Below are 22,750 nucleotides of genomic sequence, written 5' to 3' on the forward strand. Positions count from 1 at the left end.
GCACCTAATCCGAACATATATGTATGAAAAAGACCCTTCGGTCATGTCCCATATGTCATGAAAGGTTCGGTTTTGTTACAAACCGAACCTTCCATGCACACCGTGGGAATATGAACCCGGAGGGTCTTTTAGGTATGACTTAGCTATGCTTCTTCTGCTCATGGCCGGGAGATTTCTTATCGCTAAAGCACAGCTTGAGAATCGGAGGTGCAGCCAAAGTCGTCAGAATGACAGCAATAATGACGGATGTAAAATATTGCTGTGCCAGCAGGCCCGTTTGCAGCCCAGTAGCTGCGATAATGAGCGCGACTTCACCGCGAGATATCATACCGGAGCCAATCGCGAGCGAAGAACGGTTATTAAAGCCTGTCAGACGTGCCCCGATTCCGCCACCGATCAGCTTCGTCACCATAGCAACCAGTGTCAATGCAACGACAAACCCGATCTGCTGCCCTACTCCCTCGAAGGAAACATTTAATCCAATGCTGACAAAAAACACAGGGACAAAGATGGAATAAGCGATGGGCTCCACTTTTTCTTCCACGACATGCTTAAAGCTCGTTTGCGAAATGGCAATCCCGGCAGCAAAGGCTCCGATAATGCCCGCCATACCCAACATATCTGCAAAATACGCAAACCCGAAGCAGATGATCAAAGCAGCGGTAATGGTGGCCTCTGTCACCTTGAGCGGAGCCAGTATTTTCATGATCCAGGGAACCACAAACCATCCTCCGAATATAGCGACGACAAAGAAAAGAAGCTTTTTGCCGACGAGAAGCCCCAGAGATGTTCCCCCTCCTACCCCGAATACACTCATCATCACTGCAAGCAACACCACGACAAGTACATCATCCAGCACCGCTGCACCCAAAATCGTCGAGCCTTCCCGGGTGTTAAGCTTGTTCATATCCTTTAGCACCTGCACCGTAATGCTGACGGAAGTGGCGCTCAGGACAACACCGAGAAACCATCCTTCATGCACCGAAAATCCGAAGGCTTCCCCAACTCCAAAACCGCAGATCAACGGAAGAATAATCCCCCCAACTGCTACGGCTACCGCTGGTTTCCAGTTACGCCGAAGCTGATCCAGATCCGTCTCCAGCCCGGCAATGAACATCAGCAGCAGCACTCCGATTTCAGACATATCATGAATAAGTGTGTTGTTCTGAACCCACCCCAATACCGCTGGACCGAGTACAATACCAGCAATCAGCTTCCCTAGCACTGAAGGCTGACCGAGCCTTACCGACAGATCACCAGCCACTTTAGTAAACAGCAGAATCAGCAAAAGATACAATATAAATTGCATGGCTCATATACCTCCTTTAATCATCAAATGGTAGACATCTAGTATTGATAAAATGCTAAAAATTTGCGCAAAATATGTGCTGACGTGCCCTGAACACAACAAAAAAGGAACCTGTAATTACAGATCCCCTTAAAAAAAGACAAAGAGGAGCCTTGGTGACAGGCTCCTCCGGTAATTCATTGTCATTTTATGTTGTCATTCAGTAACCTACATAAGTTCGCGCATATATGCCTTTATTATACCTTTTCATTAAACCGCTGTAAATGCTTTGAATCAGTTCTCTGCTTTTTCTACATAGCGGACACGGTATTCAGAGGACAGCATACTCATCAGAATGGAGTCATGGTATTGATGATTATAAAATAAAGCATCCCGTTGCACGCCTTCACGTTGGAAGCCTATTTTTTCATAGCAACGGATAGCCCGTTCATTAAAATCATACACGTTCAGCTCAATTCGATGCAGATTACAGATACCGAATCCGTAATCCAGCATTAGCACAAGCGCCTCAGTGCCGTAGCCTTTTCCCTGATTCTCCTGTTCATTAATGGCAATGCGGATGTTGGCACTGCGGTTCAGGCTGTCCATATCCTGAAGAGCAATGTCACCAATGATACGGTCATCTTCCTGAAGGGCAATGAGTAGCAGCAAGCTGGAGGTACCCTGCCCTTTGGATTCAATATAACGCCCAATTTGATCCTTGGTAAAGCTGCGCTGCGTACCCGTCATCCTCCTCACGTCCTGATCAAACAACGTATTATAGTATAGTTCGGTGTCCTCCACGTGAATCGGACGCAGATACACCCGCGATCCCTCCAGTAACCGCGCCACAGACGTTGTGGACGAAGATTTTTGAGTCATAATCATCCTCCTATTCTAAAAATGTTCAGTTATAAAATTTGGAAACCAACTACTGTGCAGGGTCGGCATTTTTCACAGCAGAATTGTTGAAATCAGCAGGTGACTCGCGCCAAATGACGGATTGAAGCATGAGTCCGACTAAGCCCAAAGCCCCAATCGTCACCCCAATCCAGACAAAGGTAGTTCCTGCTCCGGCTATGCGAATCATTGCACCCCCGATAAGCGGTGAGACGATCATGATCGCTCCGGTCACGGTACTTTGGATACCGAAGACGCGCCCCACCATATCGGCCGGTGTTCGGGCTTGCAATATGTAATTCTGGGTGATGATGTACAGGCCGTTTCCCACGCCTAGCATGGCCCCAATCATAAGCAGTACGGGTAATCCTGTCCCCGGTTGCGCCCAGCCTAAAGCAGCAATAGCTCCACCAACCAGCACATAACCTCCACCGAGCCCCCAGCCTGCGCTTATGCGATTCAAGCGATTAAGCACAAGCATGCATCCGACGGCGCCAGCGCCTATGGCTGAAACCAGCCAACCGAGCAGCGATTCGTTACCCGGGGCTAGCACTCGCAGCAACGTCGGAAACTGGTAGTCAATCATGAGAATGGCGATCATGCCGAAAAGTCCGAACACAAGCGTATGCAAAAGCATTCGGCTGCGCCATAGGAACGCCCAGCCCTCGCGCCATTGGCTGAAAAAACGGGACGCGCCGACACGCTCCTTCCGATTCTCGGCTTCATCAGCCTCAGCCTCGCTTGGCGAATCCGGCTTTCCTTGCAGCACAGCAATAGTCGCTTGCTGCTCTATGCTGACGAGGGCGGGGCCGATTCCGCGTAGCGGCCACAGAACCAGGCCTGAGCACAGGCGCAGCAGCGCATTGAGGATAATGCAGGCTTGGGGCGACATCACAGCCAAGGTCATGGCTCCCAATAATGGACCCGCCACTTTGGAAGCCTGATTGACCAGCCCATTCAGCGAGGTCGCCCGAAACAGGTCGCTGCTGGCGACTACAGTGCGTGTCAAGCCTTGCTGTGACGGCATTTGGAACACGCCAGCCGCCGCACGCAGACCCAGCAGAGGCAACAGCCACACTGGCCCCGAAACAGCGAGAATCGCCAGCGTCAACAAGGCAATAACTGCATCGCAGACGATCATCAGCCGGGCCTTATGCACCCGGTCGGCAAACGTGCCCGCGATAGAGCCCAGCAGCAGACCCGGCAGCGCCATCACTACCGGAATCAGCGCAATCAGCATGGGGTCGGCTTCCCAGCGGTAAGCGACGAGCACCTGAATGGCGATGGCATCAAACCAATCGCCAAAGGAAGCAGCCGTGTGCGCCGCAAACATCCGCCGAAAACGGCCGTTGCGCCAAATGCTGGGCGTGGATTCTGATTCTTTTTTTTCCTTCATTTCTATTCACCCTGCTCTCATTTTCTGCATTATTAGCAATAAGAACATTCTAGCGGGCCTATATCAGAGGAAAATCAGACAGCGAGAAACATGTCAGACCGCAGAAAGTGTTTGCTCCAACCAACGCCTTAGTGCCAAACGATGCATCGTTAAGCCATTGTCCCGATCAAGTCGTTCATATTGAGTAGCATATTTCTCTTCCAACGCAGGAAAAGCACCATAACGCTTCAAAAAGCCGCGGATTTGACAGACTGCCTTGATTTTAAGCAGCTCCTGTTTAGCCATATCAAGCGTGTTCAGCCCCTCATCCAATAGCCGCTCGGCCTCGTCCACTCCCCCGGTAAGCAGGAGCATGAATCCCTGCATCATCCGATAACGCCCCAGCTCCCGCAAATACGGAGCCTCAGATAGCATCCCTTCCAATCGAACGGATAGTACCCTAGCCTCCTCCATACGGTTGGCGGTCAGATGCATGTACATCTCCATCAGCGCAACAGGCATCACAAATTTGTCCAGCTCATCCCGCTCCATCACTGCAAAAGCCAGCGGAAGTCTCTCCAGTGCACGTTCAGGTTGTCCATTCTCCACATAAGCCTCCAGGATGTTGAGAATACGCAATTCCCGCTCCTGCTCGGCGGATAGTAATCCACTGGAAAGCGCCTGCTCACATAGAGCAAGCTTCTGATCCGTTACCCCTGCTGTACCTATATATAGCAGTAACATCCAGTACAGTCGATCTTTAGGTGTAAAGTCCTCCCGTTCCAAAAACCACAATATATCGGCCTGCACAAACCGGGTATACATCTGATAAAAAGGAGACAGTTCGAACCCCATCTGCTCCTGCTGAGCAGCCAGCGCCACGATGGAATTCCCCTGTCCCAGCAATTGGTATTTCCGTAACAGTCCGTGGACAGCGTCTTGTACCTCCTGATCGCGCAGGGACGGATGATTCTGTCGTTGCACGCCAGTAAGGGTCAAGCTGTAGCCATACCCCCGGACCGTATGAATACGAAGAGCATTCCATGGCTTGAGCTTTTTACGCAATCTGTAGATATGATCATCCACCGTGCGCTCCACCGGATATTCCAGCGGCCACACACGATCCAGCAGTTGTTCCCGGGTGAACACCTGATTCCGGTTATCGTATAGAAAGCGCAGTAGCGCAAACTCTTTAGCCAACAACATAACACGATCTGCACTACAGATTACACTATAACCGTCTGTATCAAATTGTAGCCTGATCATCCACCTCGCCTCCGACATATCGTTTCTTGGCTGCACCCAGCCCTGTAAACATGAGCAAAACGCTCAGACACAAGAGTAGAAGCAGCGGAATTGTCCAGCCTTGTGTTGCATCATGTAAATAACCGAACAGCGTCGGCCCTGTCGCTGCTAGCAAATAACCAAAGGATTGCGCCATACCAGACAGCTCTGCTGCCTGCTGCGGTGTCCGCGTCCGCAAATTAAAGAACATCATCACCAACGGGAAAGCAAAACCACCCGCTATACCGATACAAATGACCCAAATCACACTCCACTGTGTAGCCCCAAGCAGAAATCCACCCAGACCGATAAAATACAGCGCAGCCATAATCAGAACCAATACCCGCTGATCCTTTACCCGAGCTGCCCAAATAGGCACAATAAAAGTAAACGGCATTTGCGAAAACTGCAGCATGGACAGCATCCATCCCGCAGTCTCTGAATCCATTCCCTGTCCAACCATCATCTCGGGAAACCATGCGGCAGGGACGTAGAATAGGGCAGATTGCAGCCCCATAAACAGCGTCACCTTCCAAGCCAAAGACGATGTATACACATTCACGGTTCGGGCAGACACTGCCGCTTTATTGGCCGTTTTGCGCGCCTTAAGAAGCTGGGGCACCCAGAGTAAAATACCTACGACACCCACAATCCCCCATATTCCCAAAGCACCGCGCCAGCCCAAACCTCCGTTCAGAGCCAGCGGTATACTCAGACCGGATGCTGTTGCAGCGACTACATTCATGGATACTGAATATACGCCGGTCATCAGCCCGCTGTTGCGAGGAAACTCCTCTTTGATCAAACTGGGCAGCAAAACATTACACACGGCAATAGCCAGTCCCAACATGGCTGTCCCAGCAAATAATGCGGTCACCCCCAGCGTTGAGCGCACCACAATACCTGCGGTCAACAGCAGCAAGGCTGCAAAAATAATAAGAGGCGACCCGAAGCGGCGCGACAGTTTGGCTACAAAAGGCGACAACAGGGCAAAAGCCAGCAGCGGCAATGTCGTTAATAGGCCACTCAGTGTATTCGAAATATGCAAAGAATCCTTAATCAAACCGATAAGAGGTCCTACCGAGGTAATCGAGGCGCGCAGATTGGCACCTACCAGAATGATCCCTGCGGCAAGCACCCAAGGACCGGCATGCCACAAGGATTTGTATACCAAAGCTCGTTGGTGTTGCTGTGAACTCATCTCTCCATTCTCCAATCTATCTGTGTTATGCTCAAAGGCTCCAACCGAGTGTACGGCTGGAGCCTGAGCAATTTCTATCTCATTAAATTATAATGGCATTTATGCCATATGCATAGGACGGATAAGCGTAGCACTCCAAATCTTCAATTCAGCGTACAACCACAGCTACAGCCAAACAAACAAAAGCTGCCCGAAAGGATGCTTTCCTTTTGAGGCAGCTTTCGGTCTATGACTTAGATGCATCCAGTGCTGCTTAACGTACCAGCCAGCCGCCATCCACCGCCAAGATATGACCGTTCATGTAGTCGGAGCCCTGACTTGCGAGGAAAACAACAACTCCCATCAAATCGGACGGATCTCCCCAGCGCCCCGCAGGAATACGCGACAAGATTTCCTGATTGCGGCTCTCATCCGCACGGATTGGAGCTGTGTTCGCCGTAGCAATATAACCAGGGGCAATCGCATTAATCTGAACGTTATGAACCGCCAGCTCGTTGGCAAACGCCTTGGTCAAGCCAGCCACTGCGTGCTTACTTGCTGTATACGGCGGAACGAACTTTCCACCCTGAAAAGCAAGCATGGAAGCGACGTTGATAATTTTCCCGCCTTTTTGCTCAACCATCACCTTTGCTACTTCCTGACTCAGGTGATAAACAGCATTCAGGTTGATTTCCATCACCGCGTCCCAATCCTCATCTTTGTACTCCAGCAAAGGAGCGCGACGAATCGTACCTGCGTTGTTTACGAGAATATCGATTTTGCCGAATGCCTTGACACTTTCTTCTACAATCTTTGTAATAGATTCTCTTTGCGTCAGATCCGCCTCATGAAAAACAACCTTCACACCTGTAGGTTCGAGCAGACGTCTTGTTTCTTCATAATCATCATTGTTGGCTACAATGAACAGATCCGCGCCCGCTTTAGCCAAAGCTACTGAATATCCCTGACCCAAGCCGCTGTTGCCACCCGTTACAATCGCTGTTTTGCCTTTCAGGCTGAAAAAATCCAATGAAAAAGTATCCAGACCCATACTTACGCCTCCATCATATATTAGTTTAAAATATATACCTCAATGAATCCTACAGCGCTGCACGAACTTCCTTATATTTAGCCACATAACGCGCAGCGTTCTCTGTGATCAGATCGTAGCGGCCATCCTTGGCCGGAGCCGTCAGGTTTCCCCCGATGCCCACTGCGACACTTCCGTTGCGTAGCCATGTTTCCATGTTATCCAGATCGACGCCGCCCGTTGGCATAATTTGTACATGAGGCATTGGCCCTTTGACCGCCTTGACAAAATCCGCACCCATGGCACTACCAGGGAACAGCTTCACGACATCACTGCCCAGCTTCATCGCTTCCTTAATTTCATTCAGCGTCATGCAACCGGGCATATAGGGAATCGCGTACAAATTACACAGCTTCGCCGTTTCTTCTTCAAAAGAAGGACTCACTACGAACTCTGCTCCAGCCAAAATAGCAATTCTCGCTGTCAGCGGCTCTAGTACGGTTCCCGCACCAATAACAGCCCGGTCCTTAAATTCGTCTCTCAATCTGCGAATCACCTGATCCGCATCCGGCGTGGTAAACGTAAGCTCAATATTGTCCAAACCGCCTTCAATACAGGCTTTGGACATTTGGTACGCTTCCTCCGCTGTGTTTCCCCGAATGACTGCGACAACACCAACCGAAGTGATATGCTCCAAAACTTTCTTTTTCGTCATGTTCCTGATCCTTTCCACGAATGGGATGGCTATATTCCATTAACCGCTTGCAAGTACCCCGCTCCAATATGCCGGATTAACGCAACTCGCTCATGGCTACCTGATCCATGTCTTTGTAAGTTTTATTTTCTCCAGCCATGCCCCAAATGAAGGTATAGCTGCCAGTAGCCGCGCCACAGTGAATAGACCAAGGTGGCGAAATAACCGCTTCATCATTCTTCATCACCAGATGGCGCGTCTCGTTCGGCTCACCCATCAGGTGGAACATTCTGGCGTTCTCATCCAGCTCAAAGTAGAAATACACTTCCATACGACGGTCATGAACATGTGTTGGCATGGAGTTCCATACGCTTCCGTTTTCCAGTGTCGTCATCCCCATAACCAGCTGACAGCTCTGAATGCCTTCATCATGGATAAAGCGGCGCAAGGTGCGGTTATTGGCTGTTTCCTGCGCGCCCAGACTTTCAGACGGCACATCGGCAAAAGACTGCTTCGTTGTCGGATACGTGGTATGAGCCAGCGCCGACACAATGTAAAATTTTGCAGGTTTCGAGCTGGAATCGCTTTCAAAGATCAACTCCTTGCCCCCTCTGCCTACGTAGAGACAGTCTTTCGTGTTCAACTCATAGGTTTCACCGTCAACTTTTACAGTACCGCTGCCGCCGACATTAAAAATGCCCAGTTCCCGGCGCTCCAAAAAGGTTTCCGCCTTGATTTGATCGTTGCCTTCCAGCGCAACGGATTTATTCACGGGATGAATGCCCCCGATAATGACACGATCTTCATGCGTATAAACCAGCTTAACTTCCTCAGGCACAAACAGTTCCTGTATCAAATAGTGCTGACGCAGTTCTTCAGTCGTAAAATGCTTGGCATGTTCGGGATGAGTTGAATAACGCATTTCCATAAAAACATTCCTCCTGTTTAGATAAACTTTTTTATCAATGGAATTGTTATAAAAGCGGTTTCTAACTCTACTTCTTAGCTAGAATTGTAATAATTATCTATGGGGGTGTCAACCCAATTCTTCACTATTCCTTGAAAAATCCTTAATATTCACGAACTTTTACACTCTTTTTACCGTTTGATAAACAAATTCATATTTTTTTATCTACATTATCCAAAAAGTTTTTAACAAATATATCAACTTCCTCATTGTGAAAAACCGATTTATGTGATAATTTCAATTTATTCAATTGGTGCATACGCTTACAGATTTAGTTTACTAAACAAAGGAGGAATTTAGAATGACCGCAACATTGGATGCTGTTACCTTCGGAGAACCGATGGCCATGTTTTATGCCAATGAAGCAGGCTCTCTGGATGAGGTGCGTTCGTTCACCAAAGCGCTGGCCGGAGCAGAGACGAATGTTTCGTCCGGTTTGGCACGTTTGGGACTACGAGCAGGGCTCGTGACCAAACTAGGCGAGGATGCATTCGGCAGGTTCATTGCCGGGGCGCTGCGTCAGGAGGGGATCGACACCCAGAACGTCATGTTTACCAAAGACCACTCTACCGGGATGCTGATTAAATCCAAAGTCACAAGCGGGGATCCGGAGGTCGAGTATTTTCGCAGACACTCTGCCGCTTCCACATTAAGCATCGCCGATTTTAACGAGGCATACTTTGCCGGGGCACGCCACCTGCACTTTACAGGTATTTCTGTCGCCCTTTCTCCCGAATGTCGTGACTTCGCCCGACATGCGCGGCAGTTTATGAAAAAGGCAGGAAAAACCGTATCCTTCGATCCGAACCTCAGACCCAAGTTATGGCCTGATACGCAAACGATGGTGGAGGCTATTAACGAGGCATCTGAGGGTTGCGACTGGCTTCTGCCAGGCATTCATGAAGGTAAAATATTGACAGGCTACACCTCACCTGAGGATATCGCTTCCTTCTACCTTGACCGTGGTACTTCGCTGGTCATCATCAAGCTGGGGACAGAAGGAGCGTATTATAAATCCGCCGATGCAGAAGGATATGTGAAACGCTTCCGAGTGGAGCATGTCGTCGATACCGTTGGGGCGGGCGACGGCTTTGCCGCTGGCGTCATCAGCGCACTGCTGGAGGGCTTGCCCCTGGCCGAAGCGGTCAAACGCGGCAACGCCCTCGGCGCACTGGCTGTCATGTCAGCCGGAGACATGGACGGCTATCCTACGCGATCTGAGCTGGAGTCCTTTTTGCTCAGCGCCAGCACGAATTAGGCAGGTTTCTTACCCCTGCCTTTTCCTTCATCGCTGGTTCCACAAGCTCAACAAGGGTGAGTTAGGAAGCTTCGGAGATAACTCAAATAACCCGTATTCACTTATGCGCGGCCTGAGCAAGTATATGCAGGCTTATAACGCAGACAGGAATACGGGTTATTTCTTATGATGTGATATTAGAGGTTCACCTACAACGTTTTGACGGATTCACCCCGGTTTAAATCAGGCACAAAGCGGTAAATGATCGGAACCGATTCGCCGCCCTCCTCGATGCTGGACAACAGCGTCTTTGCAGCCTGCTTTCCCATATCCGCAATCGGCTGCGTAATGGTCGTAATCGGCGGATTGTAAATATGGGCAAACTCTGCATCGTCAATTCCGATAATGGACAGCTCGGCCGGAATGCGTTTACGTCGGGCATTCACATATTTCAGCACCTCTGCCAGCACGATATCGTTCCCGGCCAACAGCGCAGTCGGCGGCTCTGGCAACTGAAATAGCTCCTCCAGCGTCTGCTGGATATCCTCCTTCGGCACACTGCGCATGTACTCTTCCCGAAAGGGCAAGCCACGCTCTTCCAGCGCCTTTTTGTACCCGCTCAACCGCTCTACCCTTGGAGTAATCCGGTTCAGTCCCAGCGGCAGGGTAATCAGCGCGATCCGTTCATGCTTATGGGCCACCAGCTCCTGAATCGCCAGCTTGACCGCCATTTCGTTATCCAGCAACAGGCTGCGCGTGTTCACACCGTCTACCAGACGATCCAAAAACACCAACGGGTACTTTTCACGAATGAGCTGGTTGTAAATATCCGCATGCTTGCCTGTCGGGAAAATAATCAATCCGTCCACCTGACGAGCCTTGAGCATCTCAATATACTGGCTCTCCTTGTCCGGGTTTTCGTCGGCGTTACAGATGATAACCTGAATGCCAAAACGCTGCAATTCCTCCTCAATAGCCCGAATGGACTGGATCGACAGCGTGTAATCAATGTTGGCTACAATGACACCCACCATAAACGTCCGGTTCTGTTTTAAACTGCGGGCCAGCCCGTTGGGCTGATAATTTAATTCCCGAATGACCTCGGCAATCCGGTCTCTGGTCTGGTCGCTCATGTATTTATATCGTTTGTTCAGAAATTGCGAGACGGTGCTTTTAGACACTCCCGCCTTCTGGGCAACATCTTCAATCGTCGGTTTCTTCATGGATACGCTCCTTGTCCCTCATGTACTGCATGCACTGCATTAGTGCAACAAAAGTATATCTTTTTTTTAGTAAATTTACCATACTTCTATTTATGAATACCATGATTATATAATCTGAACTTAAAAGTTACCTATCGTGCCACTGCGCAGACGGATGGTGCTTCCCATCGCCACCGCCCCCGGATTTCTGGAATTAATCCTATGATCAGAGTAGAAATCCGGGGATGTAACGCTTCCGAAGCGAGCTTTCCTACGAAAGCTTTTAAAGCGACCGCTTCGCTTGTACAGCACCATTCCGCCTACTCCGTTTTCCATGTACCTTTTTTAAATCAGCTTATAAAACTACTATTTACTCTCCATGCAGCAAAAAGAGGCAGTTCAAGATGCTCTCTTGAACTACCTCTACATAATCATAAATGATCCTCGAATCAGTGTACCGGAATTGGGGTTGCTGGCTGATCTGGTGTATCGTGCTCCACCAGCGCATGCTTTTCCCACAAACGGCTTCTCCAGCGGGCATACATAATGAAGGCACGAGTCCATTCATCTGCGGCAATCGCCAACCACACACCAGCGAGTCCCATATCCAGCTTGAACACAAGCAGATAACCGAGTGGCAAGCTCATGCAGACCATGGAGATCAGTCCTATAAAGACCGGGAACTTGGCATCTCCAGCAGCACGCAACGAGTTAATAATAACAATATTCGTCGTCCGACCGGTTTCCAACAGAATGCTAAGTAAAATCACCTGCGCTCCCAAGCGAATAATCTCAGGGTTTTCGGTGAACAAGCTGAGCAATGGCACGCGGAAAAAGATAATAATCACATCAATAACAACGGTCACGAGGAGCGCCCATTTTACACTACTCATTACACGTTTGTAGGCTGTATCCTTCTGTCTGGCTCCGACCAGTCTTCCGACCACGATGGCCGTACCCATACCGACCGCCATACTGAACAAGTAGATATAGCTCGAAATGTTATTGGCATATTGACGGGTCGCCATCGCTTCTGCGCCCAGATAGGTCACGTACAGTGTGAAAATGAGCTGACACGACTGATACATGATGGACTCCAGCGCGGAGGGTACACCAATGCGCAAAATTTTAGCGATAAACTTTTTGGACAACTGAACGTAATATCTCCACTCGACACGCACCTCGGTTACGCGGTACATCAGCCAGAAGAAAATCAGGAGACACACAAAACGGCTTCCCACCGTAGAAATAGCTGCCCCCTCTACGCCGAGCGCAGGCATTCCCCAATGTCCGAAAATCAAAACATAGTTACCGACCACGTGGATCACGTTCATCAGCATGGATACATACATCGTTTCCTTGGTAAAACCATGTGTACGAATCGTCGCCGCCAGCGCGTTGATCAATGCCTGAAGGAAAATGGCACCCCCGACGATACTCATATAGGATTCTGCATAAACCAGAATATCTCCCTGGACGTTAAGCCATTGCAGCATATGAGTACCAAATACAAGAAAAATCACGCTAAGCAAAAGACCTACCATCAAATTCAAGGTAATGGCCGTACCCGTAACCTGGGCCGCTTCGACAAGCTTCTTAGAACCGATATATTGAGCTACGACGATAGCAGCGCCGTTGCCGATAACCTCCAGTACAAGGATGGCAATTGAAATAATTTGGTTGGACGCGCCTACACCCGACACGGCATTATCAGATACAGAACTGATCATGAACGTATCGACGCTGCCCATCAGCATAAACAGGAACAATTCGAGGAAAATGGGCCATGTCAAATGGAACAAATTCAGTTCCTTGGCTTCGGACAATACCGACCCTTTTTTTAGTGCTCTGGTTGTCATTCATTCACCTTTCTTCATAGAATTATTTAACGAACAAAGGGTATGTTAGCACAGTCTTTCTGAAAATACATCCCGTTTGTGTAAAATGATTTGCAAAACGCGTAAGAATTCATTTATCACCTTCTTCACAACTGATTATCGAACTTTATTGAAACGCAGAAGGGTAAAATAGAATATGGGCCTGTGAGCATTGCCGCTGACAGGCTGCGCGGATGGTTGTATACTGCTTATGCACGATTTGTGAAGTATACTAAAATGTTCCGCCATCAAAGGCTTATATTGCAATAAAGGAGGCTTTTACAAATGACTCAATCATTTCAAGCCCTTGTCGTTGATCAGACGCAGGACGGTGAAGTTCAAGCAGAGGTACGCTCTCTGGAAACTGGCAGTTTACCTGCTGGAGAAGTATTGATTCGTGTCGCTTATTCCAGCATCAATTATAAAGACGGGCTTGCCGCCCGCAAGGATGGCAATATTGTCAAAGCCTATCCGTTCGTGCCCGGCATAGATTGCTCGGGAACCGTCGTCTCTTCGGAGGATAGCCGTTTCAGCGAAGGACAAGCCGTTCTCGTTACCGGATACGGATTCGGTGTGTCTCAATTCGGGGGATTCAGCGAATATGCGCGTGTGCCTGCGGACTGGGTGGTTCCTCTTCCAGACGGACTTACGCCAAGAGAAGCCATGATTTATGGGACAGCCGGCTTTACCGCGGCCCTGTCGTTGCATCGGCTGGAGCAAAACGGCGTTACGCCGGATCAGGGCAAGGTGCTCGTCACCGGAGCAACGGGGGGCGTAGGCGGAGCCGCGATTGCACTGCTGGGCAATAGGGGCTACCATGTTGTAGCCAGTAGCGGCAAAGCCGAGGCGCACGACTACCTCAAGGCGCTCGGAGCGGCTGAGCTGATCTCCCGCGATGAGGTCTACGACGGCGCGGAGAGCATCCGCCCGCTGGGCAAGCAGCTCTGGCAAGCGGCTATTGATCCCGTAGGCGGAAAGCCGCTCGCTTCGCTGCTCAGCCAGATCGCCTACAACGGCTCCGTTGCCGTGAGCGGTCTGACGGCGGGCACCAAGCTGCCTACCACGGTGCTGCCGTTTATCTTGCGCGGTGTCAGCCTGCTGGGCATAGACTCCGTCTTCTGCCCTTATGAAACACGCGTAGCGATCTGGAAGCGGCTCGGCAGCGACTGGAAGCCGAAACAACTGGAGCAGCTTGTCGAGCGCGAAATCGGGCTGGCTGACCTTCCAAACGCGCTGGAGGACATCCTGGCGGCCCGCTCACAGGGCAGAACGCTCGTGCGGCTGGCTGACTAAGCGGAAGTATATCCGCACGCTGCCCGTCAATGTACTTCCGCGTAAAGGACTGTTCATTCCTTCGTGTCTAAAACTTCGGAAAATATAAGAAGCCTGTAAATCTGCAGTTTTTGAGATTTACAGGCTTCTTTTGCGTTTTACCATTACATCATTAACGGATGAGCAAGCAACCTGAAAATAATGGCACAAAAAAAACATGGTACATTTGAAGAAAAGCGAAATACATCGACGCAGACGTTTAATTTTCACAACAAATGAACCTTTTTGGAGCGGCAGTTGTTATATAGGTAACCTGCACAGGAAAGGAGGGCACATATTGGAGAGCAATCGAGATTTGTTTGATCTGTATCAACGGGATGTATACCGGACCTGCTACTATATGGTACATAATGCATCGGATGCAGAAGATTTAACTCAGGAAGTGTTTATCACTTTGTTTCGCAGCAATCGCGAACATATCGAACACCTAAAGGCCTGGATTATGAAAATTACAGTAAACCATTGTCTGAATTACCTTAAACGCCGAAACAGCTTGCATATGAAGGTGTCGGCTAATCCCTATTTATTCACCGGGACCGAAAGCAAGCCCGTAGACAGGCTGGTGGAGGACCGCGAATCCGCAGAGGAATGGGCTGTTTATATGAATCGTCTTCCGGCCAAAATCCGCGCTGTGCTAACACTCCGATATATGCATGATTTCACGCTGGCGGAAATATCCGAGTTGCTGACAATCCCGCTGGGAACCGTCAAATCAAGGACACACAAAGGGCTTCGGCTAATGGAGCGAATACTGAGGGATACAGGCGCACAGATTCCCGAGCTGGAAGGAGAGAACTATGAAAAAAGTAGAACAGGCATTGAAGCGCAAATTAAATGATGATTCGGGAGTTGCCTATCCTGACTTCGAGAAGATGTGGGATCGGATGGAACAGGCAGGACAGGCTGCCTCCACTTTAACAAATGCTTACGATTCAGTCGAATCAGTTACTCCACGCCGAAACAGAAATTGGCGCAAAATAGCTATCGCTGCTTCTCTGAGCGCACTTCTCATTGCTGTTCCCGTCTATGCCGCCATCCATTATAATTGGGACAATTTGCTACACGGAAGAAGCGGCATTCAGACGGCACTAAATCAAGACCTTGGGCAGCCACTAGAGCAGTCCATCACCAGAGATGGAGTGAAACTGACGCTGCATACGGCTATTGTGGATGAGAACCGGACCGTGATCCTGTACAGCTTGAATGTGGCAAAAAGTAAAGACAACGAGTTTTGGAATGTCAAAGGCATAACGCTTAAAAACGCCACGGGGAAAAACAGTGAAGGGGAGTATAACTTTCAACAATGGGACCCGAAAAATCAACGGTACAACGGGTACTTTGAAAGTGACTGGACACCGCAGCAGGACACAGAGAACATGCGGCTGACCGTAGAACATGTAGAGCTTGACAGCATACAGGAGTTGGATTTACCGCTTGATACCCAATCTCCCAAAATACAAACTTTCACACTGGATCGTGACGGTTTACAAGATATGAAGGTGCAGGTATTTGAACAAGGGAAGGATAAACTGTTGCTGTCCTCGGCGATTACCTTCGATTCGTCGATACCCAAGAGATGGGATAATCCGCAAATCATTGCCTACAAAGGCGGAGAGCCTGTGATGTCGCAGCCTGGAGGGGCTTTTGGCAAACCCGGAGATAACGGGGAGTATACAGCACAGCAATATTTTATCCGAGAACATGTACCGGAAGGGCAAATTACTTACAAGCTGCAATATGCCAAAACCGAGAAAAGTATAGATGAACCGATAAATTTTGATCTCCATCTTAGCAAAAAACAAATGGAGAGCGGAACCATTAAAACCGTCCTGAATATTCCTTTGGAGAAAGGAAATCCGAATTTCATAATGGAACAGATGGTTGTCACACCTACGCAAATCCGTCTCACGATCAGAGGCAAGAAGAAATTCGCCGATATACCTTATCAAAAATACTTCCTTTCCGTAAACGGTAAAACGTTGGAGGGTAACAAATGGTCATCACCCAGTAGCACTCCTGATCTGACCACCCTCCGTTTTGAACGACCCTCCGATCTTGTGATTGCCAAGGATACACCGATTACGTTTACAGGGAAATATAAGGTTACGATCCATTCGGATGACAAAACGCCACAGCGTTTAAAGGATATTTCTGAACAAAAACAGACGCTAACTACACAAATCGGCGGTTATCCTGTGAAGTGGACCTACTACAAGCAAGGGGCGGACTTGTTCGTAGAAACTGAAAGCAAGGACGCTCGTTTTGGCGGGATCAACCAGACTCATATTGGCCTGGGTAAAGAACGGATTTTGGGTAAACCGATCTCGGCTAATTTTACAGGGGACGGCAATAACAAAGCGGTTGATGTCTATAAGAATTTCAAGGGAACCGAGGCTTCTATCTATATGTTCTTCTATACAACAGACGAACCAGAAGCAGAGATTACTGTACCCTTACAGCCTCTGACGACTCAAAGCGAAGCATCTAAATAGCAATACTATAAAAAAGGGTGTCCCATATACCTGTGTGAGCTGCGGTATATGGGACACCTTTATTTTTCCCAGTAAGCTGCGATGTGGTTGGAGTTATTCTATTCTCACTTACTTCACGGAGCCTTGCGTAACGCCGTTGATGATCCATTTTTGTGCAATAAAATAGACGATAATCATTGGCAGCAAGGCCATCAGGTACGAGGCAAAGGCCAGATTGAAGTCTGTATTAAACTGCCCCTGGAACACATACTGAACGAGCGGCAACGTATACTGCTCCGGATCGCTGATAATAATGAGCGGCAGCAGAAAGTCGTTATAGGTGGACAGGCAGGTGAGTATCCCAACGGTAGCACTAATTGGTGCCATCAACGGAAAAATAATTCGCCAGAACGTGCCCCATGTCGTCGCCCCGTCTACTGTAGCCGCCTCTTCCAGCGCCACCGGAATGGAACGGATATAGCCGACATAGACGAACACATTAAACGCCAGCCCGTACACCGTATGCAGCATAATCAGACCAAACAGATTGGTCATATGAAGTCCCGAGGCCAATTTAACAATCGGCAGCATGATGATCGGGAACGGAATGAACATGGCGCTCACAAAGTAAAAATATAATCCTTTAAAAAAGCGCCGCTGCATATTACGCGAAATTGCATAAGCGACCATGGAATTGGTCAACAGCGTCAGCACTACCGTTGATGTCGTGACCATCACACTATTTTGAAAAGCGCTGAAAAAGTTGGTCATTTCCACCGCACGACTAAAATTTTCCCAATGCAGCTCGGTCGGAAAAGCAAAGGCAGAATGCGCCATCTGCTCAGGATTTTTAAGCGCAATCGTCACCGTCATATAGAGGGGAAACAGGATAAATATCGTTCCCAACGTCACCAGAAGCAGTGCAGGCCAGTTGGTATGTCTGCTCATTTTCATCAGTTATCCATCTCCCTTCTCTGGAGGAATCGTAGCTGCAAGATGGAAATCATCGCAATCACAATAAAATAAATGACAGAGTTAGCCGACTGATAAGCAAACTCCCCGCCTCTAAAGCCCCCTGTATAGATCAAGTGTGATATCGACTGTGTCGCCCGCCCCGGTCCACCGTTCGTCAAGGCCACGATTTGGTCGAACACCATGAGGGAATTTTTCATCGCCAATACCATATTGATCGTAAAAAACGGGGCAATCAGCGGAAACGTAATACTCCAGAATTCACGCCATTTGCCTGCACCGTCCAGATTGGATGCCTCGTACAGACTTGTCGGGATGGTTTGCAGCCCGGCCAGATAGAGAATCGTATTGAAGGCAATGCCCTGCCATGCGGCTACGATCACAACCCCCACCCAAGCCAACTGTTCGCTGCCCAAAATGTTGGTCGATAAAAAGGTAATGCCTAAATTTTGCCCCCAAATCGTAAACACGTTCGAAAACAAGTAATTGAATATGTACCCGACAATCAGCACGCTCAAAATATTAGGCAAAAAATAAATACCCCGGAAAAAGTTACGGAACCGTATTTTAGCATTCAGCCCCAGCGCAATTAGCAAACTAAGGACGTTAATCGCAATCGTGACCACAATGGCAAACTTGAAGGTAAACCAGTATGCGTTCCCCACATTATCGTCCTGAAACAGGTTGACATAGTTTTTGAACCCGACAAAGTGATATTGATGACCAAAGCCGTTCCAGTTCGTGAGCGAATAATAAAAGCCCTGCAAAGCAGGCAATGTCAAAAATATAAAAAACAACAGGACAGCCGGCATGGTCATCCAATAGAAAGCCGTTAGTCGCTTATTCATGTCTTATCCTCCTCCCCTATCGGCGGTTAGCTACCTTATTCCATTCACTGTCCAGCTTCGCCAAATAAGCGTCGATGTCTCCGTTTTGCAGGAAGGCCTGCACAATGGAGTTTAACTGTACGGCTTTCGGAATATAATGATCGGCAAAATCAATGACACGCCCGGATTTAAAATACGGCAGCAGCTCCGCTACACTCGGATCATCCTGCGTGACTCCCTTCACCGCTGAAAACAGCGTCTGCTCTGTAATGTACTGCTTGCTGTTCTCCGGCTTCAGCAGGAAGGCAATGAACTCCTCGGCCTCTTTTTTATGCGGAGTGCTCTCCGAAACGGCTAACAGTGTATCTATACCAGACACCAGCTTGACCGCCTGTTCATCGTTCCCTGTTGGTAACGGGAAGAACCCAAGCTCCACCTTCGGGTTCGCCTTGCGGATTTCAGATATCGCCCATGAGCCCTGGATGTACATAAACCCCTGTCCATTAGCAAAGGCACGGTTCCCGTCCGCATAGTTTTTGCCAAAATTATCGCCATGTCCATATTTCAGCAGCTCCAGCTGCTTTTCCGCAACCTTGCGGTACTTGTCCTGAAAGGTGACCTGATTTGCACGTCGTTGCAGGAAAAAATCAATGCCCACCAGATTCGGACCAAGTGCATTAAAGGGAAGGTTCGTCTGCCAATCATCTTTATATGTAAAATAGAACGGGATTTTGCCTGCGGCCTTGATCTTTTGTACCGTTAGGATCAGCTCATCCCACGTTTTGGGCACCTGTAATCCCATTTCCTTAAAAAGTGTTTTGTTGTACATCACACCATTCGCATTGGCAGCGTAAGGAATTCCGTACACCGGATCGGCCCCGGTCACATCCTTGAGCATTTTGAGGTAGATGGGGTCCACGGTATGCGGCAGATCCGTATTCGCCAATTCCGTAAAAATACCGCTCTGCGCCAAAATGGAATAGGTGTCGGTAGCCCCGAGCCCTACAATGTCAGGTACATCATTTTTAACCACTCGGGTCAATAACACCGTCTCTGCCTCTGGCGGATTCACCTGTGTCACTTCAATACCAGGATGCTCCTGATTGAATCGGGAGATCAGTTTATCGAAGGAACCCTTGGCCTCCGGCTTGTTCTGGAAAAATTCAATCTTCACTTTACCTGACGCATCATCCTTATTGCATGCGCTTACAATAATCGCCATTAGAAGTACCGAAGCTAGTATTGACAGCCTCTTGCCCCATTTCCACATACTCATACCTCCTTTTCCCCTATGTCAATCTATTGCGCGACCAGACAATTAATACCCGAACTCTATGTAAAAGAAACGATATGCCATTCCAACATCACAATTGGTGTAATATGTATCCATTTTCAACATAGGATTAACTTGACTATAGAGGAGGAGGCGTTTGTTTGTGGGAGATTGGCGGTTAAATGGCAAAAAGGTACTGGTATTCGCTGTAGTGTTGCTGCTTTTTTCCAGCATGGGTTTGTTGAATGGAGGTAGATCGTTTGCAGCCTCGGGGTTTTATGTAAGCGGAACCAGTCTGAAGGATGCGAACGGAAATACCTTTGTCATGCGTGGAGTGAATAACCCTCATATCTGGTTTGATACACAAGCCTATCAGGCATTGGATACCATTGCGGCGACGAAGTCCAACACCGTTCGAATTGTGTGGCAAACGAATGGATCAGCACAAAGACTGGAGGAAATTATCAACCGCGCCAAACAGCTCAAGCTGATCTCTGTCGTTGAACTGCACGATGTTACGGGCAGCAATGATGCCAATCGTTTGAACGATATGGCCCGTTATTTCGCTGATCCAGCGGTGAAAAAAGTACTGGCCGATAACCAAAAGTATGTCCTCGTGAATATCGCGAATGAATGGGGCGACCATAACCTGTTCGATGCCGCATGGCGGGACGCTTACAAAACGGCGATCACCACACTGCGCAACGCAGGCTTGCCGAATACGATTGTGATCGACGGCTCCGGTTGGGGACAATATGCTTCCCCGATTAAAGCCCATGGCATTGAGCTATTACAGCATGATCCCAACCATAATTTGCTGTTCTCCGTCCATATGTACGCCAACTACAATGATTCCAGCAAGATCGGCTCCGAGCTGCAAGCTATGAAAGATAAGGGGCTGGCTGTCATCGTGGGCGAATTTGGCTACAACTACAACAATGGCAACAACAATCTGGGTACCACCGTGAACCCTTATGAGGTCATGAAGCAATCCCAAGCCAAAGGCATCGGCTATCTGGCCTGGTCCTGGACGGGCAACAACAGCGAGAACGCATGGCTTGACCTTGTGAACAGCAGCGACTGGAAAACGCCGACGGCATGGGGCAATATCATATTGAACGATGCCAACGGTATCAAGAACACTTCGAAGACAGCTTCGGTGTACTGAGGTAGAGTCTCGGGAGGAATTAGTGTTAAATAAGATCCAACTGACCCTCAAGCGGTCGATTGGATCTTTTCCACTTTTATATGGAGAAATCCCCCTAATACAGATAATCATCGGTCACAAAACGGCGATATGCGCCCCAAGTAAAAAAAATAAGATATAGACTAACAACGGTGACAATTGCTCCATTCACGGACAAATTCCCCATTAAAGATCTATCTAATCCTATATGCTGCATATACGGAATAATCATAAACGTGATTACGTTGTATAAGTATGGGATATGAGAAACAAAAGAGGCCCATTTTAAGTACAACGAATCAAACAACAGAGAGCCCAGATTATATACCATACAAACACCGATGGCATACGTTACACTCTTGCTGTACATAGCGACGAAGCAGTAGAAGGAGCTTATTGCTACTAATGAGGCAAGCGCCCAACCATAGTATTCAAGCATCTGCAGTCCTTGAGATCCGGACAGCCCCGCATCACTTACATCATATGAAAGAGTCCATACTTCAACGATCACCTGCGAGGATACTGCAAATGCAATGAGAAGAAGCAAGATAGAAGCATTCAAAACCAGCAGCTTACTCCAGAAAATCTGACCGCGGGTAAATCGGCGCATAAATAACAAACGCAGTTGCCCGCTTCGAAATTCCTCAGTGTATACAGCAGCAGCTAAAGCAGCCACAGCTATATTGCATGCTAAAAACAAATTCTCACGCAGACCAGTAACGACAAAGTTTAAGGATAATACCTCTACAGGAACCTTCATCGTGCGCAAAAAATATACTCCTGTCGAACAGGCTAGCATCGGTGTACATAAAACCATGAGCCAGAACCACTTTCGTCTCCATAATCGCTCGAACTCGCTGTATATTAATAGCTTCATAGTCCCATTAATCCCATAAAAGCATCCTCCAGACGTTGGCCGTCCTCAACCAGTTGATCAGCGGGCCCCTTCCAAACTAGTGTCCCTTCTTTAATTACAATCAGTTCGTCACACATTTGCTGCAACTCATCCAGCAAGTGACTTGAAATAAAAAAGGCATAATTCGCTGAATCACGCAGACGAAGCACAATATCTCTCAGCTCTCGCATCCCCATAGGGTCAAGGCCGTTTGACGGTTCATCTAGCAATAGAAGCTCTGGAGCCCCCAGCATAGACTGCGCAATCCCGAGCCTTTGCTTCATACCCAGCGAATAGGTTTTCACCTTGTCATCCCCCCGTGTTTCCAGTCTTACCTTTGTAAGCAACTCTTCAATATGTATCTCCCGATCTGAGGGTGCAATCTCAGAGTGCAACCGTGACAAATTTCGTAAAACCTGCCTGCCTGTCATATAATCAAAAAAGACCGGAGATTCAATAATAGCACCCACCTTGGACAGCGCCTTTTCCCGATCCGTCTGTACATCATATGAAGCTATCTTTACAGAGCCGCTGGTTGGCTGCATCAGTCCGGTCATGATTCGCATCATTGTGGTTTTACCAGCTCCATTAGGTCCGATGAATCCATATATCTTTCCTTCCTGAAGCTTAAATGAAACACGATCTAACAAATTCCTTTTTCCCATTTTTTTCGTTACCTGACTGACCTCCAGTAAGGAGTCCGACATACTATTCCCTCCATTCACAAGCAAATCACAAAATAGTTCCGACGTGTACATTT

General features: G+C 48.5%; 21 protein-coding genes. 5 read left to right on the top strand and 16 right to left on the bottom strand.

Annotated elements, in window-relative coordinates:
- Window positions 1-139: 139 nt before the first annotated feature.
- The 8 genes from ABIA61_RS15165 to kduI form a co-directional block, all read right to left on the bottom strand.
- Window positions 140-1,309, bottom strand: a complete 1,170-nt coding sequence (locus tag ABIA61_RS15165; RefSeq protein ID WP_283653731.1) for a cation:proton antiporter — start codon at window positions 1,307-1,309, stop codon at window positions 140-142.
- A gap of 273 nt (window positions 1,310-1,582) precedes the next feature.
- Window positions 1,583-2,170 (bottom strand): GNAT family N-acetyltransferase, encoded by a 588-nt coding sequence (locus ABIA61_RS15170; protein WP_404580956.1) that lies wholly within the window; start codon window positions 2,168-2,170, stop codon window positions 1,583-1,585.
- 49 nt (window positions 2,171-2,219) lie between these two features.
- Window positions 2,220-3,584 (bottom strand): MFS transporter, encoded by a 1,365-nt coding sequence (locus ABIA61_RS15175; protein ID WP_404580957.1) that lies wholly within the window; start codon window positions 3,582-3,584, stop codon window positions 2,220-2,222.
- A gap of 93 nt (window positions 3,585-3,677) precedes the next feature.
- Window positions 3,678-4,829: a winged helix-turn-helix domain-containing protein gene (locus ABIA61_RS15180; RefSeq protein WP_404580958.1), complete on the bottom strand. Its 1,152-nt coding sequence runs from the start codon at window positions 4,827-4,829 to the stop codon at window positions 3,678-3,680.
- Window positions 4,810-6,048, bottom strand: a complete 1,239-nt coding sequence (locus ABIA61_RS15185; protein WP_283653735.1) for a CynX/NimT family MFS transporter — start codon at window positions 6,046-6,048, stop codon at window positions 4,810-4,812. The genes ABIA61_RS15180 and ABIA61_RS15185 overlap by 20 nt, the downstream gene beginning before the upstream one ends.
- A gap of 253 nt (window positions 6,049-6,301) precedes the next feature.
- A complete protein-coding gene (gene kduD, locus ABIA61_RS15190; RefSeq protein ID WP_404580959.1) occupies window positions 6,302-7,078 on the bottom strand; it encodes a 2-dehydro-3-deoxy-D-gluconate 5-dehydrogenase KduD in 777 nt (258 codons plus the stop codon).
- A 49-nt stretch (window positions 7,079-7,127) separates the two neighbouring features.
- Complete coding sequence (locus ABIA61_RS15195) at window positions 7,128-7,772, bottom strand: bifunctional 2-keto-4-hydroxyglutarate aldolase/2-keto-3-deoxy-6-phosphogluconate aldolase (RefSeq protein ID WP_283653737.1); 645 nt, start codon at window positions 7,770-7,772, stop codon at window positions 7,128-7,130.
- 76 nt (window positions 7,773-7,848) lie between these two features.
- Window positions 7,849-8,679 (bottom strand): 5-dehydro-4-deoxy-D-glucuronate isomerase, encoded by an 831-nt coding sequence (gene kduI / locus ABIA61_RS15200; protein WP_404580960.1) that lies wholly within the window; start codon window positions 8,677-8,679, stop codon window positions 7,849-7,851.
- A 340-nt stretch (window positions 8,680-9,019) separates the two neighbouring features.
- Between kduI and ABIA61_RS15205 the strand changes: the two genes are divergently transcribed.
- Complete coding sequence (locus tag ABIA61_RS15205; protein WP_283653739.1) at window positions 9,020-9,976, top strand: sugar kinase; 957 nt, start codon at window positions 9,020-9,022, stop codon at window positions 9,974-9,976.
- Between the two features lie 188 nt (window positions 9,977-10,164).
- Here the strand turns inward: ABIA61_RS15205 and ABIA61_RS15210 are convergent, their stop codons facing one another.
- The 3 genes from ABIA61_RS15210 to ABIA61_RS15220 form a co-directional block, all read right to left on the bottom strand.
- Window positions 10,165-11,178, bottom strand: a complete 1,014-nt coding sequence (locus ABIA61_RS15210) for a LacI family DNA-binding transcriptional regulator (RefSeq protein ID WP_283653740.1) — start codon at window positions 11,176-11,178, stop codon at window positions 10,165-10,167.
- Window positions 11,179-11,298: 120 nt separating this feature from the next.
- A complete protein-coding gene (locus ABIA61_RS15215) occupies window positions 11,299-11,493 on the bottom strand; it encodes a hypothetical protein (RefSeq protein WP_404519318.1) in 195 nt (64 codons plus the stop codon).
- A gap of 113 nt (window positions 11,494-11,606) precedes the next feature.
- Window positions 11,607-13,016 (bottom strand): MATE family efflux transporter, encoded by a 1,410-nt coding sequence (locus ABIA61_RS15220; RefSeq protein ID WP_283653741.1) that lies wholly within the window; start codon window positions 13,014-13,016, stop codon window positions 11,607-11,609.
- A gap of 303 nt (window positions 13,017-13,319) precedes the next feature.
- Between ABIA61_RS15220 and ABIA61_RS15225 the strand changes: the two genes are divergently transcribed.
- The 3 genes from ABIA61_RS15225 to ABIA61_RS15235 all read left to right on the top strand — a co-directional run bounded on the left by ABIA61_RS15225 (window position 13,320) and on the right by ABIA61_RS15235 (window position 16,858).
- Window positions 13,320-14,327: an acrylyl-CoA reductase family protein gene (locus ABIA61_RS15225; protein WP_283653742.1), complete on the top strand. Its 1,008-nt coding sequence runs from the start codon at window positions 13,320-13,322 to the stop codon at window positions 14,325-14,327.
- 316 nt (window positions 14,328-14,643) lie between these two features.
- The gene (locus ABIA61_RS15230) at window positions 14,644-15,204 is read left to right on the top strand and encodes an RNA polymerase sigma factor (protein WP_283653743.1); all 561 of its coding nucleotides are present in this window, start codon (window positions 14,644-14,646) and stop codon (window positions 15,202-15,204) included.
- A complete protein-coding gene (locus ABIA61_RS15235) occupies window positions 15,164-16,858 on the top strand; it encodes a DUF4179 domain-containing protein (protein WP_404580961.1) in 1,695 nt (564 codons plus the stop codon). Before ABIA61_RS15230 ends, ABIA61_RS15235 begins: the two co-directional genes overlap by 41 nt.
- 108 nt (window positions 16,859-16,966) lie before the next feature.
- Here ABIA61_RS15235 and ABIA61_RS15240 read toward each other — a convergent pair whose 3' ends face one another.
- From ABIA61_RS15240 to ABIA61_RS15250, 3 genes are read right to left on the bottom strand one after another with little or no spacing between them, the layout of a single operon-like run.
- The gene (locus tag ABIA61_RS15240; RefSeq protein ID WP_283653745.1) at window positions 16,967-17,791 is read right to left on the bottom strand and encodes a carbohydrate ABC transporter permease; all 825 of its coding nucleotides are present in this window, start codon (window positions 17,789-17,791) and stop codon (window positions 16,967-16,969) included.
- Window positions 17,791-18,657: a carbohydrate ABC transporter permease gene (locus tag ABIA61_RS15245; RefSeq protein ID WP_404580962.1), complete on the bottom strand. Its 867-nt coding sequence runs from the start codon at window positions 18,655-18,657 to the stop codon at window positions 17,791-17,793. Before ABIA61_RS15245 ends, ABIA61_RS15240 begins: the two co-directional genes overlap by 1 nt.
- 16 nt (window positions 18,658-18,673) lie before the next feature.
- Entirely contained in the window at window positions 18,674-19,906 is a 1,233-nt protein-coding gene (locus ABIA61_RS15250; RefSeq protein ID WP_283653747.1) for an ABC transporter substrate-binding protein, read from the bottom strand.
- A gap of 166 nt (window positions 19,907-20,072) precedes the next feature.
- Here ABIA61_RS15250 and ABIA61_RS15255 point away from each other — a divergent pair, with 166 nt between their 5' ends.
- Complete coding sequence (locus ABIA61_RS15255) at window positions 20,073-21,077, top strand: cellulase family glycosylhydrolase (RefSeq protein ID WP_404580963.1); 1,005 nt, start codon at window positions 20,073-20,075, stop codon at window positions 21,075-21,077.
- A gap of 94 nt (window positions 21,078-21,171) precedes the next feature.
- Here ABIA61_RS15255 and ABIA61_RS15260 read toward each other — a convergent pair whose 3' ends face one another.
- Together ABIA61_RS15260 and ABIA61_RS15265 are read right to left on the bottom strand one after the other, a co-directional pair.
- Window positions 21,172-21,972 carry an ABC transporter permease gene (locus ABIA61_RS15260; protein WP_283653749.1) on the bottom strand — a complete coding sequence of 267 codons (801 nt, stop codon included), beginning with the start codon at window positions 21,970-21,972 and terminating at the stop codon, window positions 21,172-21,174.
- Window positions 21,969-22,697, bottom strand: a complete 729-nt coding sequence (locus ABIA61_RS15265) for an ABC transporter ATP-binding protein (protein WP_283653750.1) — start codon at window positions 22,695-22,697, stop codon at window positions 21,969-21,971. The genes ABIA61_RS15260 and ABIA61_RS15265 overlap by 4 nt, the downstream gene beginning before the upstream one ends.
- Window positions 22,698-22,750 lie beyond the last annotated feature (53 nt).

This window comes from Paenibacillus sp. RC21 (assembly GCF_044907935.1).
GTDB lineage: Bacteria > Bacillota > Bacilli > Paenibacillales > Paenibacillaceae > Paenibacillus > Paenibacillus terrae_A.

Coding starts and splice junctions, on each gene's coding strand:
- ABIA61_RS15165 (WP_283653731.1), bottom strand. CDS start 1,309: ATGCAATTTATATTGTATCTTTTGCTGATTCTGCTGTTTACTAAAGTG.
- ABIA61_RS15170 (WP_404580956.1), bottom strand. CDS start 2,170: ATGACTCAAAAATCTTCGTCCACAACGTCTGTGGCGCGGTTACTGGAG.
- ABIA61_RS15175 (WP_404580957.1), bottom strand. CDS start 3,584: ATGAAGGAAAAAAAAGAATCAGAATCCACGCCCAGCATTTGGCGCAAC.
- ABIA61_RS15180 (WP_404580958.1), bottom strand. CDS start 4,829: ATGATCAGGCTACAATTTGATACAGACGGTTATAGTGTAATCTGTAGT.
- ABIA61_RS15185 (WP_283653735.1), bottom strand. CDS start 6,048: ATGAGTTCACAGCAACACCAACGAGCTTTGGTATACAAATCCTTGTGG.
- kduD (WP_404580959.1), bottom strand. CDS start 7,078: ATGGGTCTGGATACTTTTTCATTGGATTTTTTCAGCCTGAAAGGCAAA.
- ABIA61_RS15195 (WP_283653737.1), bottom strand. CDS start 7,772: ATGACGAAAAAGAAAGTTTTGGAGCATATCACTTCGGTTGGTGTTGTC.
- kduI (WP_404580960.1), bottom strand. CDS start 8,679: ATGGAAATGCGTTATTCAACTCATCCCGAACATGCCAAGCATTTTACG.
- ABIA61_RS15205 (WP_283653739.1), top strand. CDS start 9,020: ATGACCGCAACATTGGATGCTGTTACCTTCGGAGAACCGATGGCCATG.
- ABIA61_RS15210 (WP_283653740.1), bottom strand. CDS start 11,178: ATGAAGAAACCGACGATTGAAGATGTTGCCCAGAAGGCGGGAGTGTCT.
- ABIA61_RS15215 (WP_404519318.1), bottom strand. CDS start 11,493: ATGGAAAACGGAGTAGGCGGAATGGTGCTGTACAAGCGAAGCGGTCGC.
- ABIA61_RS15220 (WP_283653741.1), bottom strand. CDS start 13,016: ATGACAACCAGAGCACTAAAAAAAGGGTCGGTATTGTCCGAAGCCAAG.
- ABIA61_RS15225 (WP_283653742.1), top strand. CDS start 13,320: ATGACTCAATCATTTCAAGCCCTTGTCGTTGATCAGACGCAGGACGGT.
- ABIA61_RS15235 (WP_404580961.1), top strand. CDS start 15,164: ATGAAAAAAGTAGAACAGGCATTGAAGCGCAAATTAAATGATGATTCG.
- ABIA61_RS15240 (WP_283653745.1), bottom strand. CDS start 17,791: ATGAAAATGAGCAGACATACCAACTGGCCTGCACTGCTTCTGGTGACG.
- ABIA61_RS15245 (WP_404580962.1), bottom strand. CDS start 18,657: ATGAATAAGCGACTAACGGCTTTCTATTGGATGACCATGCCGGCTGTC.
- ABIA61_RS15250 (WP_283653747.1), bottom strand. CDS start 19,906: ATGTGGAAATGGGGCAAGAGGCTGTCAATACTAGCTTCGGTACTTCTA.
- ABIA61_RS15260 (WP_283653749.1), bottom strand. CDS start 21,972: ATGAAGCTATTAATATACAGCGAGTTCGAGCGATTATGGAGACGAAAG.
- ABIA61_RS15265 (WP_283653750.1), bottom strand. CDS start 22,697: ATGTCGGACTCCTTACTGGAGGTCAGTCAGGTAACGAAAAAAATGGGA.